This is a genomic window from Paenibacillus hodogayensis (assembly GCF_039536325.1).
In the GTDB taxonomy this organism is placed as follows: domain Bacteria; phylum Bacillota; class Bacilli; order Paenibacillales; family NBRC-103111; genus Paenibacillus_AB; species Paenibacillus_AB hodogayensis.
Genome location: NZ_BAAAYO010000010.1, coordinates 1,115,422 through 1,127,962 on the forward strand (window position 1 = coordinate 1,115,422; position 12,541 = coordinate 1,127,962).

The following is a 12,541-nucleotide window of genomic DNA, read 5'->3' on the forward strand; positions in this document are numbered from 1 at the left end:
CAAAGAACCTTCAACTCCCTCTATTCAAGAGGAATTTGAAGGTTTTTTTGCTGCACCCTTGCTGAGCCGGTACAGGGGCCTTTTGTTAGACGGCAGGTACTTTGGCGAAATGATTCGCCACCTTGCGAATCGCGCGGATCGTCTCCTCGACATCCTGATCGGTATGAAACTCGTTGACGGTCAAGCGGATCGCCGTCTGCAAAATGGCCTCCGCATTCGGGCAAAGTCCTTCCTCGTACGTGATGCCGGTCAGATCGAACGGGAAGTGGCTGCCCAAGTACGCCTGCCGCTTCTGGAACAGCGGCTGCATGTACATGACCGCAGGGATATAGCCCGCGCCGTTCGGAATGCCCTCGGCCGCCAGCGCTTTGGAGAATTCATTGCGCGTGCAGGTCAGCTGCGATTCATCGACGCGCAGCATGTAGAACCAGTACGTTCCCTCGTTTCCTTCCTCGACTTTGTGCGACGCGATTCCCGGTAGACCGGCGATCCCTTCGCTGATACGATCGCCGAACTTGCGGCGCTGGGCGCAAATCCACGGCAGCTTCTTCAACTGGGCGATGCCGACCGCGCCCTGCAGCTCGGTCATGCGGTAGTTCGGCGCCACGTAGTGCAGCTCCTTCTGGACCGTATCGCCGAACCGCTTGAAGTTTTTGTCGGCGAACGCATGCGTCGTCAGGTAATCCTGCTCGTCTCCGGAGTTTACGGTCACGATGCCGCCGTCGCCGGTCGAAATATGTTTGAAATCGTTCGTGCTGAAACAGCCGTAATCGCCGATCGTACCGGCCAGCCGGCCTTTGTATTTGGTCAAATAGCTTTGCGCGCAGTCCTCGATCACTTTGACGTTATGCCTGCGGGCGACCGCCATAATCGCGTCCATATCGGCCGGATTGCCGGCCAGATGCACGACGAGAATCGCTTTCGTGCGCGGGGTGATGCGCGCCTCGATCGATTGCGGGTCCATATTGTACGTATGCGGATCGAGGTCGGCGAACACCGGAATCGCATTTTGGTACAAAATGCCGATCAGCGTGCCTTGGTCGGTTATCGGGCTTGTGATAACCTCGTCCCCCACCGTCACCCCGGCCGCACCGAGAGCGACGTGAATGGAAGCCGTGCCCGAGGTGGTCGCCACGCTATAATTGACGCCGTACAGCTCGTTGAAATTGCCAAGAAACGTTTTTACCTTTTGGCCGAAATGATAAAACAACGTGTTCTGCTCCAGCGCTTCGAGAAGCTCCTTCGCTTCGTCGAGGCCGAACCGCTTGCCGGTGCCGAACGGCTTCGTCTTCGTTTTCGGCCCGCCGTCGATGGCCAACTTGTCTTGACTCATGGCGCAAGTCCCCTTTGTCTTCGGAATGCCTTCATTATATATTCCGGGTCGGCAGGTCTACACGCCATTTTGTATAGGAAAACAGGACAAAAATTTGTTACAATGATAACGTTTCACCACCACAGCAGACGAGGGGAACGTCCGTATGACGACCTATCCCGTTTTTCAGGACAAATTGCAATTGAACACGTTCAAAAAAGGCGAAATCCCTTTATACATTACCCATTACTTGCTGAAGGGCGCATACCCGAACCACCATCACGAGTTCGCCGAATTGTCGCTCGTGACGAGCGGCCAGGGTACGGAAATCGTCAACGGCGAGGAGCATCGGCTTGTGCCGGGGAGCATTTGCCTGCTTCCTCCGTATCATCTGCATGCGTTCGAGCCGGACGATAGCAGGCCGCTTTACAAGTTTTGCTGCATGTTTGACGTCAATTTGCTGTTTCAGGCCGATTTTGCCGAAGCCGGGCAATGGCTCGTGCAGCTATCCGATCAGATGAAGCCGTTTTACGAGCTGGAACAAGGCCCGTTCCAAGAGATCAGGTCGGTTCTGACCTCGCTCGAAGCGGAGCATGCCTCGACCTCTCTGGGCAAACAAGGCTTTATGCGGCTGAAGCTGCTGGAAGCGATCTATTTGTTTTTCCGCCATCATCCCGGCTTCGCCTCGCTTGCTCCGCCTATCGAAGCGGAAGCTCAGGAATGGGATTTCATTAAATATGCCAACACGCACTTCATGGACGAGACAATCTCGCTCGACGAGATCGCCGGCAAGTTCGGCGTCAGCGTCTTTGTCGTCCGTCAGGCGTTCAAACGGCTGCTCGGCAAAAATTTCCTCGAATACTTGCACCGGCTGCGCATTCGCCGCGCCTCCAGCCTGCTCACGGCGACCGATATGTCCGTGGCCGAAGTCGCCTACGACGTCGGCTTCTCCTCGCTGCGCTCATTCACACGCGTATTCAAGGATACGACCGGCCTCAGCGCCAGCGATTACCGGAAGTTGCATCCCCAACCGGAATCTTGATGACCGGAAAGCCGGCAGGCTCGAAACCGGCTCACCCCGATTCCGGTCTGATGATAAGACTGTCCAAATGCCGTGAGACGACGCGCCGCATATCCTCAACCGTCACTCGCTCGGGAAACGTCAGATGATGAACGACCAGCCCGTCGACAAGCGCATGCAGCCGTTTCGTCTCGTAATCCGAATCGGTACTTTCCGGCAGCAGACCGAGCCGAATCAGCGTGCCGATCATCCCCCCCAGTCCTGCGTACAGCTCCTCATGCACGTCTCTGCTCAATGCCCCGATGGCCGGATCGGCAATCGCCTTGCCCGCAAAAGCGAGCCATACTTCGCCTTCGGCGCGGCGCGCTTCGTCGAGAGGCAATGTTTCGGCAATGATCCTTTCCATATCGATTCGCGGATCTCCACTCGATTCCAGATTGGCAATACGCCGGTTGACCCGGCTCGAAACAAGCTTCATGGAAAAAGCAAGCAGATCGGACTGCGTCTCAAAATAATGCCGCAGCGAACCGAGGGAAACCCCCGCTTCGTCCGCCACATTGCGAACCGACACTCCGTCCAACCCTTCCCTTCGTATGACGCGCCAAGCCGCTTCGGCGATATATTCCTTGCGTTGATCATGATTTACGATTTTAGGCATGATTTCATTGTAACCGTATTGTTTTTTATTACAACCATGCTAAAATAAAAATATGACTTTTTAATACATTTGTATTATTTTAAAAAGGAGTGAATGCCATGATCGCCGGGTTGATCGTAGGCTGCGAAATCGCCTTTTGGTTGTTTATCGCCGCAGGCCTCGCATGCCGCTACTTGCTGCGAATGAAGAAGACGGGGACTTTGCTGCTGGTGCTCACCCCGGTTGTCGATATAGCGCTGCTTCTGTTCACGGTTGCCGACCTGCGCGGCGGGACGGTTGCCGGCATCTCCCACGGCCTGGCGGCCATTTACATCGGTGTTTCTGTCGCTTTCGGACATCAGATGATCCGGTGGGCTGACGTGCGATTCGCCCATCGTTTTGCTGGCGGACCGCCTCCGGCGAAGAAGATCCGCTTCGGCTCCGAGCACGCCCGCGCCGAGCGGCTCAGCTGGCTGCATCATTTGCTGGCATGGGCGATCGGGTGCGCCATCCTGTACGGCATGATCTGGTTTGTTGGGGATACGGGCAAGACGAAGGCGCTGACGGACATGATCCGGTACTGGTCGATAGTGCTTGGCATCGACTTCATCATCAGCTTCAGCTATACGCTGTGGCCCCGTCCTGAGAAAAAACAAAGTAGAGCTTGATCCGCATGCACTGCGCCCCCATACATTCCGCCTCGTTCCGGCGGTACTGCATGGGGGCGCTTTGTCGGTTATCCGGACTTATCCTTTGAAGCCGGTAAAGCTGATGCCCTTTACAAGAGCCATCGGCGCAAGCTTACGGGTTACGGGTTGACGAACCGCAGCGTCTTCAGCGTCCGCAGCAGCGTAACCGCCGCTTCCGCGCGCGTCGCGTTGCCGTCGGGAGCAAAGCCTGCATCGGTGCCGTTCATGATGCCGCGCTTGGCAAGCGAGGCGACGTCCGCCGACGCCCATGCCGGAATCGCGGCGCGGTCCTGGAAGAGGTTCAGAGCATCCTTGCCGATGCCGCCCGGCTCGTTGGCTTTGTCGACGAGCGTCATGGCGCGGGAGATCATCACGGCCATCTCCGCCCGCGTAATCGTGCTGTTCGGTTCAAACCGTCCCGGAGTCTTGCCGTTCACAAGTCCGGTTTTGGCCGCCTTGCCGACATAACCGGCAAACCAGGCGGTCGTCCCGACGTCCTCAAACGATTGTGCCGACGCTTCGGGAGAAAGGCCAAGACCATTGACGAGCAAGGCCGTGAACTCGGCGCGCGTAATCGAACGGTCCGGCGCGAACGCCGTGTCGGATACGCCTTTGACGATCAGACGGGATGCCATCGCCTCTACGTCTTTTTTTGCCCAATGGCCGTTTAGGTCGCTGAAGCTTTTCTTCAAGGAAAGCACGGAGTACGTACTGTTGCCAGGACGTTTCGCTTCAATGGCCGTCTTGCCGTTCACCGTCGTGGCAATCGACGGAACGAACGCAAATTCGTTGGTCGCCGGGTCGAACAGGACAGCCGTCGCATTCGCATCCAACGACGAAGGCACATACAGGAGACGGGTGACGTACGTCGTACCGAAATCGTTCCATTCCGTCGTCTTCCCGCCCACAGTGACGAGTACCTCGAAGCTGACCGCCTGCTGACCCGCTACGTTCGCGCCAAGTTTGTCGGCTGCAGCCGACAACGCCTGCATGGCAGCGCCCTCGACCGGAGTAATGGCGATCCGCACTTGGGCGTCTTCGAGCTTCGAACCGGACGCCTGCGAGCCCAGGTTCAAGGCTTCCAGCGGAAGCCGGTAACTGGCCGCTTGCGTCTCGATCGCGAGCACGGCGCCGCCCGATGAAGCTGCCGCAAGCGCACCGGCCGGCAGATCCACGGCAGTCGCCCCGGTGATTTTGGACGCATCGATCACGATTAAGGCCTGCGTTCCGGCCGGAGCTGCGGTTTGCGCCCCCAATATCGCCGACGCGAGCTCTTTGGAGTCGACGGTTACTTTGCTCACTGCCTGCCCGGCAGCGTTCGTCTCTGTCGTGACGTTCAGCGCCGACGGGTTCAATACGACCGTACCCGCTTCCGCCGAAGCGCCGCCATTGCCCGTTTCTCCGCCGTTGCCGGCATTGCCGTTATTTCCGCTGTTGCCGCTGTTGCCGCTGTTGCCATTGTTGCCGGTATTGCCTCCGTTTCCGGAGCCATTGCCGGAACCGTTGTCGGAGCCGCTATCTCCGTCATTGCCGCCGTCGCTAGGAACGGGTTTATCCGCCCTGACGATCCGGCCTTCCACCTTCGGCGCAATCGTGCCGCCCAGTTCCTTGACGTACTCGATAAAATTCGTGTAATCGGCATATCCGAGATCTTCATGATACGCTCCGGCCGCAACCGCCTCGGCGAAGGAGACATAACCGTCCCCGCCCCCAGCCATAAAGCTGTTCGTGGCGATGCGGTACGTTTTGGTCAAATCGAGCGGTTCATAGGCTGTGCCGTTCTGCACGAATACGTCGTAGACGAAGTGACCGGCCGGCTGCTTCGGATCCCACTTGAATTTCAGCCCGGCCACCTGCGGGAATTTGCCCGGCAAGTCCGTACCCGCCGCTCCGCTGACGCCGTTCTCCAGCCCTTCCAGCAGCTGCTTCCCGGTCACGTCCAGAATGTAGAGCGTATTGCCGAACGGCATGACCGTTCGCAGCTCGCCCATCGTAATGTCGCCCTCGTCGATCGAAGCGCGGATGCCGCCTCCGTTTTGGATGGCGATTTGCGCCTTTTTCAACGCCTTGCCCTTCGCCAGCATGCCGTCGGCGATAAAGTTGCCCAGGTTCGTCTCCTTGGAGCGAACGTTGGCCCGCTCGCCGTCCAGCACGACCGACGTTTTGCCGATCACTTCTTTTTTCAGCTCCTCCAGCTGCGCATTGTACGGCTCGAGCATGCTCTTGGCCGTTTCGTCCTCCCGTACGGAGGCGTCTACAGCCATCAAGCTGCCGGTCAGCCGCTCTTTGCCCGCGGAGTCCTTGCCCGTCAGAACGACGCCTTGGCTGTCAAACGTAATGTCGACGCGGCCGAGGAACTTGCCCCATTCGTTCGCCTGCACGATAACCGTCGGCGTCTGGTTCGCCACATCCACGACGACTTCCGGCGCATCCAGCTTCGTATGCGTATGTCCGCCGACGATCAGATCGATGCCTTCCACCTGTTCGGCCAGCAGCTTGTCTCTTCCATACCCAAGATGCGACAGGGCGATAATGTTGCGGATGCCGTCGGCCTGCATCGCCGCCACCGTCGCTTTGGCCGATTCGGCCGCATCCCGGAACACGACGTCCTTACCTGGACTGGACGTTTCCTTCGTATCCTCGGTCGTCATGCCGAATACGCCGACCTTGTGTCCTTGCACGTCCAGAATGACGTAAGGGTAGACGCCGGCTACATTCTCCGGCCGACCCGGGCTGCCGTATGCCGGAATCGTGCCCGGCGAGCGGAGCAGCGGGCTCATGTTCGCATCCTTCGTAAAATCGATGTTCGAGCTGACAAGCGGAAACTTGGCGTCACGGACAAACTCGGACAAAGCTTTGGTGCCTTGGTCGAATTCGTGGTTGCCGAACGTCATCGCGTCATAGCCCATATAATTCATGAAAGCCAGATCGGCTTTTCCCATCCATTTCGTAAAATACAGATCGCCCGAGAACACGTCGCCCGCATCGACCAAGATGCTGTCGCCGCCTTCGGCCCGCACTTGCTTCACCAGCGTGGCCCGCTTGGCCACGTCAGCCAGATGGGCGTGCGTATCGTTCGTGTGCATGACGGTCAACGTCCACGTATCTGCGGAAGCGTCGGCTGGCTGTACGGTTACTACTGCTTCCGCCGCCCCGAAGCCGTCTGCGCTAATCGCCGAAATGACCGCTTGGCCGGCGGAGACCGGGGTTATGTTGCCGTTCGCGTCCACCGTAGCGACTAAGTTATCGGAGGAGGACCAGGTTACGGTCGCCGCTCCGCTCCCAACCGGAGAGACGGTTGCGGCCAAACGGCCGGCAGCACCGCCCGCTTTCAGCGTGAGCGCTTTTTGATCCAGCTCCACCTTCGTCACGTCCAGCTGCAGCACGGCAACCGTGCCGCTCACTTCATGGGCGACCAGCAGCAGCGGCAAGCCGGTCGGGCTCGACGGTGCCGGAATAAACTCGATCCCTTCTGGGCCGGTATCGGTATCGAGCCCTGCCGAGAAGTCCCGCGTGTTTACGTAAGCGGCGAATGCCGGGCGAGCCGGGTCCGTCACGTCGTAAGCCATCACTCCGCCGATCCGCTCCAGACCGACGAAAGCGAACATTTTGCTGCCGACCTTGCCGATCTTAATATCTTCCGGCTCCGGTCCTTTCTTGGAGCTGCGGTTGTCGAGCGTGTTGTTCGCATGGCTGGCGTTGAAGTAATCTTTCAACCGCTCGGCGGTGATGCTCTCGAAATCGCTGCCGCTGTCATACATCTGCGTCATCGTATCGGCATTCCAGACCGAGAACGAACGGCCGCCGAACAAGTATATCCCGTCCGTGCCCATATCGCTTGCCACTTCGACGCTGTCGTATTCCGTTTTGCCAGCCAGAAACTGCGCAGCGGCAGAGGACGGATTCAGACTGCCTTTCACGCTGCCGATCTTCGAGCCCGTATTCCGCCCATTCCACTCGGTCACGTCGCCTTCGTTGGCCGTGAACAAGTAATTGACGCCGTCCCGGCTGTACGAAGCGATACCGTCCGGCATGTACATGCCGAAGAACGGCACGTTCTCCAGATGAATCCGGTTGTCCTTCAGAAGATCCAGGGCATTGCGCGGATCGTTCAAATCCTTATAGCCCAGTCCTTTGACCGCGGTCACTTTCTTGGTGGCAATATCGACAATCGCGACCGCGTTGTTTTCCTGAAGGGAGACATAGGCCGTCCGGTTGTCGTCGGACAACGCGATGTATTCCGGCTCCAGATCGAACACGGCGTCCGCCTTCGTCCCGCTGCCGCGAATGATGCCGCCCGCGTCGGACGCGCCGCGGATATGAACGAGATCGTCGATGACGGAAGGATCGTCGAATCGAACGCGGGTTACCGTATCCGTGACCGTATCGGCAATCGTCACGCTGCCCTCCGGATCGATTCCGGCCGTGCGCGGCTCGCCTTCGTCGGCGGTAAGGATGTACCGGCCATCCGTTGTCGATTTGATCATATCCGGCTGTTTGCCGGCTTCGTACGTTTTCAACAGCTGGCCGTCGTAATCCAGCACGAGAATTTTGCCGTTTTTGTCGGCGTCCTTTTCCTGCACGGATAAGGCTACCCGCTTCGTGACCGTATTGACGTCCACGCTGGTCAGATCCCCATATACGAAGCCGCCGGTCTCGGAAAGCGCCCGGACGTCGACTGATTTTTCCTTGGTCATCGCCTGTCCGTTCGTTTGCAAGCTGACAATATCCAGGGTGGGCGGATTCGTCGAGCCGTTGACCAAATAAAACTTGCCGTTATCCTTGTTGTACTTTACGATTTCCGCAACGCCGCCGTCCGCGTTCGACACGCCGACCGCGTAATGCCCGATTTTGCGGATCGAGAGCGGGTCCCGCTTCACGTCCAAAGACAGCGTCCGGCTCACCGATGCGCGCGGCACGGCGTTGTCGTATACCGCCACCGTCACGGCTGCAGGCCCGGAGGTTGCCGCAGCGGGAATGCCGGTAATAACGCCGGTATTGCGGTTGATCGCAAGTCCCGCAGGCAAGCCGGCCGCTTCGAAGGCGTAGGGCGGCGTACCTCCGCCCGCATTCAGCTTGGCGGTATAGTAGGAGTTCACATAGGCGCTGCTCAATGCCGGCTGATTCAGCGTCAGAGGCGCAACGCCCCAAGGTCCGTCCGCGCTGCTGCGGGGGCCTTTGTCGGCAACGTTAGGCGCATCTGTCGAGCTATAGTCCACCTGTTCGAAATCGGCCTTATTGTTATCGGTATCGAGAAGCGCTTTGCGGCGAATCGCTTTTTTCTTGGACGTGCCCTCCGCGGAGCCGCTCGGATGGGCGGACTCGAAGCCGTCGATTTTGCTGTTATTGTCATTGCTGCCGGTACCGAGCATGTCCACGTAACCGGCCGGCTTGGTCAGGAACGGATTTTTGACGGAGTCGGACAAGGCGGTCTGACTGCTCATCAAGACGACTTTAAGCCCTTTATTGTTAATAAAACGCGAGAAAGTCAAATCGCCCTTGGCCGAAATATCGACCGTCCGGTTAGCCGGGGCTGCGCCGGTATCGTTGCCTTTGATTAAATAAGAGGAACGGGCCGGAATCGAACCGGAAAGGTTCAGCTTTTCCCAAGGCCCGCTGGCACCGGTACTCGTGCTGGTGGCATCCGCATACCAAAGCGCCCAGCCGTTCAACGAAACGGCGCCCCCGGTCGGATTGTACAGCTCGATAAACCCGTTGGAGCTGTACGTATCCGCAGCGACGGACAATCCCCCTCCATACACCTGGTTGATGAAAACGTGCGGGACCGTCACATCGTACATGCCGTTTGCCTGATACGGCGTCCCGGCCAACGGCACAGCTTCGGCGGCGAATGCCGGAACGGCAGATACGAGCGAACCGCCCAGCAGCTCCGCCCCGAGCAGCAGTGCAAGAAGTCTCTTCCCTTTTCTCTTCAATCCATGCTCACTCCTCTTTTGGAATCGTCCTTACCTACTATAAGGAACGATTGTAAACAGGCTGTAAGCGCTATATGAAGGTATTATTAAAAAAAGGCCGCCCCGGATAATAGTCCGGCAGCAGCCTTATTTTCCTTATTTGCCTAGCAGAGCGATCGCTTCGTCCAGTTGGCGGTCGACGGAAAGCGGATCGTACGTAAACCAGAGATCCTCGGCAATCGTATAGACGCGCCCGTTTTTGACAGCAGGCAAGTTTTTCCACAGCTGGCTGTCGGCAACCTGCTTCACATAATCCGGATCGTTATTAAAGGTCAGCAAGAAAATCCGGTCCGCCGCCGCATAATCGGGAAGCTTCTCCAGGGAAATCTGGATGGAGGTGAACGTAGCGTTTTTGTCCATCTCGGCTTTGATCGCGGGCGGAGGATTCAGCTTCAGATCGTTGTAGAGGGCATGTCCGACATTGCGGCCGCCGTAGACGCGCAGCTGCCCCTTCTCATAGCCGCCCACCACGACGATGGCGACGGTCTCGTCTTTGCCGATCAGCGGGGCGATCTTCTTGCGCCCCTCCGCCGCCTTCGCTTCATGGGCCGCGATCCACTCGTCCGCCTGTTTTTCTTTACCGATGACCTTGGCGATCGTGCGCAGCCGTTCATATACGTTTTCATCCCCCCAGGGCACGAGCACGGTGGGAGCGATTTTACTAAGGCTGTCGTAAACTTTTTCCTGGGCGTTTTGACCGATGATCAGGTCCGGCGACAAACCCGTTATTTTCTCCAAATTCGGAGGCGCGCCGATATCTTCGATCCCTTGACGTTCGGCTTTTTGGCCAACAATCTCGAGCTGATCGATCTGCCACTTCGGAGCTCCGGCCAGCTTCACGCCAAGCGCAACCAGCTCTCCGGTATATTGCGACGTCACGATCTTCTGCGGATGAACAGGCACCTCCGTCTGTCCTTTCCAATGAGTGACCGTCCGCATCTCCGGCTCGGCTTGCTTCGTCTGCGCCGTCGTATCCGGCTTGCCGCCGCCATTGCCGTCGGCACCCCCGCATGCTGTCAGCAGCAGCAGGCTGGAGAGGGCGACCCCTGTTAGGAAACCCCATGTCTTGTTCGCTCGTTTCACTTGATAATGCCTCCTGAATCGTTGCTTTTATTGAATATGATAATCATTATCATATATGATTCAGGGACATAAAGCCATGTAGTATTCCTTCAAAAGCCGATTCGTCCTTTGGACTATTTTGCGTTCCACGCATCGGGGCCTCTCCCAGCCGCCCATTGAACGGCATCGGCCAGCTGACGTTCCAGCGCAAACGGATGGTAATCCGCCCATCCTTCCGTCGCGCAATGCACCTTGCCGCGGCGAACTGCGGTCAGACCGCTCCATTCCGGTCCCGCTTGCAGCTTGCCGAACAGTTGCCTGGAGTGTCGGTCGCAGACGACGACGATCCGGTCAGCATCATAATCAAGCAGCCGCTCGGGGCTTATGGTCTCCCATACGAAGGTCGGGTCCTTCATGTGTGCCCGCACCCGCTCGGGAGGCACCCAGCCCAGCGAACGGTACAGCACGTGACCGATATTTCGCGCCCCGTACACGCGCATCTGTCCATGGATGAAGCGGAAGGCGGCCATCGTCTCACCTCCGATATGCGCGGCGAGCAGCCGGCGAGCCTGCCGCTCCTGCTCCTCGTACGATCCGATCCAAGCTTCGGCCTCGGCCCGTTTGTCCAGCCACTCGCCGGTCATGCGCAGCTGTTCGTACACATCGTTGTACCCCCAAGGCACGATGGCCAGCGGAGCGATCGTTCGCAGATCTTCCTCGCGGCTGTCCAGATTGTGCGTCAGTACGACGTCCGGCCGCAGCGAACGCAGCTTCGCGAACCGCTCATGCTCGCTAAGGCTGTATAGATTGAACGTCCGCCGCCCCAAAGCCAGCAGCTGCGGAGGCTCGTAATCGAAGATGCCCGCGGCTGGCGCGACGCCAAGCGCGAGCAGATGGTAGGAATAAGGAATAATCGCCGACGCCGCATTCAAAGGCCTTTTCTTCATATAAACGGTCGGCGACATCCCCGTATGCTTTTTGAATACCCGGCTAAAATAAAACTCGTCGCTCAGTCCGACCCGCTGCGCGATTTCCTTTAGCTTGACGGAGCCGTCCGCTCCTGGGAGCATCAGCTCGCTCGCCCGTTTCATCCGGTAATCGTTCAAATAATGAATGGGCGTCTGCCCCGTCGCCTTCTTGAACCAGGTGGAAAAGTAAGCCGGGCTGACGTTGGCGTTCACCGCCAGCTTTTCCAAAGACAAAGGCTCGCGGTAATGCTTCTCGATATGACGCTTCACCCGCTCGACCGGATGCGCCCCGCTGCGGAGCTCCATGGCGTATCCCGCCTCCAGACAGCCGCAGACGATTTCCTGAAGCCGGATAAACCGTCTGTATCGGTGCAGCGGAGAACTTTCCGCACTCTCGTCGGACAGCTTCCTCGCCATTTCGGCCCATGCCTCCGTTCCGTGTAGGGCAATCCGGCCGTTCGACGAGAAAAATCCGGCTTGCGGCACGTAGGCGGAAGCTCCGTGAACTTCGTCCGACAGCTCGGTCGGCAAGTAAGGTTTGAACTTCACGATCGTTCCGCGCAGCCGCTCCCCCTCCTCAGCTAACGCTTCCAGCTCCGTCCCCGGCACGGCGATCAACGCGCTGCCCCCGGTTACCGCATAGCGAATGCCCGACAACCCAATGCTCCCCTTGCCCTCTTCCACAAACAGCAGCGCGTAAGCGCCGCTGAGCTTCTCCCGAGTGCGGCCGTCGCCTTCGCCCTCCAGCTTCGCGACCTCGCGCAGTTGGCAGAACCCGTCGGACGGCGGCATGATTTCATAGGCTGAATCCATAAAACTTCCTCCCGTGCTGACATTGATCTAGTTACGATCATACCGACAACGGTGGTGAATAGCC

At 58.3% G+C, this 12,541-nt stretch carries 7 protein-coding genes; 2 read left to right on the forward strand and 5 right to left on the reverse strand.

The annotated features are described in order from the left end of the window. Window positions 1-85: 85 nt before the first annotated feature. On the reverse strand, window positions 86-1,333 hold the full coding sequence (locus ABD796_RS23750; RefSeq protein WP_344912567.1) for a DegT/DnrJ/EryC1/StrS family aminotransferase: 1,248 nt from the start codon (window positions 1,331-1,333) through the stop codon (window positions 86-88). Between the two features lie 145 nt (window positions 1,334-1,478). Here ABD796_RS23750 and ABD796_RS23755 point away from each other — a divergent pair, with 145 nt between their 5' ends. Continuing rightward, window positions 1,479-2,354 (forward strand): AraC family transcriptional regulator, encoded by an 876-nt coding sequence (locus tag ABD796_RS23755; protein WP_344912569.1) that lies wholly within the window; start codon window positions 1,479-1,481, stop codon window positions 2,352-2,354. A gap of 31 nt (window positions 2,355-2,385) precedes the next feature. On the opposite strand, the gene ABD796_RS23760 is transcribed toward ABD796_RS23755, so the two are convergent. Further along, window positions 2,386-2,991: a TetR/AcrR family transcriptional regulator gene (locus ABD796_RS23760; protein ID WP_344912571.1), complete on the reverse strand. Its 606-nt coding sequence runs from the start codon at window positions 2,989-2,991 to the stop codon at window positions 2,386-2,388. 98 nt (window positions 2,992-3,089) lie between these two features. Here ABD796_RS23760 and ABD796_RS23765 point away from each other — a divergent pair, with 98 nt between their 5' ends. Beyond that, entirely contained in the window at window positions 3,090-3,638 is a 549-nt protein-coding gene (locus ABD796_RS23765) for a hypothetical protein (RefSeq protein ID WP_344912573.1), read from the forward strand. Between the two features lie 140 nt (window positions 3,639-3,778). On the opposite strand, the gene ABD796_RS23770 is transcribed toward ABD796_RS23765, so the two are convergent. From ABD796_RS23770 to ABD796_RS23780, 3 genes are all read right to left on the reverse strand, one after another. Beyond that, window positions 3,779-9,595, reverse strand: coding sequence for a choice-of-anchor I family protein (locus tag ABD796_RS23770; protein ID WP_344912576.1), 5,817 nt, complete (start codon window positions 9,593-9,595; stop codon window positions 3,779-3,781). Window positions 9,596-9,730: 135 nt separating this feature from the next. After that, window positions 9,731-10,717: an ABC transporter substrate-binding protein gene (locus tag ABD796_RS23775; RefSeq protein WP_344912579.1), complete on the reverse strand. Its 987-nt coding sequence runs from the start codon at window positions 10,715-10,717 to the stop codon at window positions 9,731-9,733. A gap of 113 nt (window positions 10,718-10,830) precedes the next feature. Next, window positions 10,831-12,477: an AraC family transcriptional regulator gene (locus tag ABD796_RS23780; RefSeq protein ID WP_344912582.1), complete on the reverse strand. Its 1,647-nt coding sequence runs from the start codon at window positions 12,475-12,477 to the stop codon at window positions 10,831-10,833. Window positions 12,478-12,541 lie beyond the last annotated feature (64 nt).

Bases quoted from the DNA above. Each gene is read 5' to 3' on its own strand.
- ABD796_RS23750 (WP_344912567.1), bottom strand. From the start codon at position 1,333: ATGAGTCAAGACAAGTTGGCCATCGACGGCGGGCCGAAAACGAAGACG.
- ABD796_RS23755 (WP_344912569.1), top strand. From the start codon at position 1,479: ATGACGACCTATCCCGTTTTTCAGGACAAATTGCAATTGAACACGTTC.
- ABD796_RS23760 (WP_344912571.1), bottom strand. From the start codon at position 2,991: ATGCCTAAAATCGTAAATCATGATCAACGCAAGGAATATATCGCCGAA.
- ABD796_RS23765 (WP_344912573.1), top strand. From the start codon at position 3,090: ATGATCGCCGGGTTGATCGTAGGCTGCGAAATCGCCTTTTGGTTGTTT.
- ABD796_RS23780 (WP_344912582.1), bottom strand. From the start codon at position 12,477: ATGGATTCAGCCTATGAAATCATGCCGCCGTCCGACGGGTTCTGCCAA.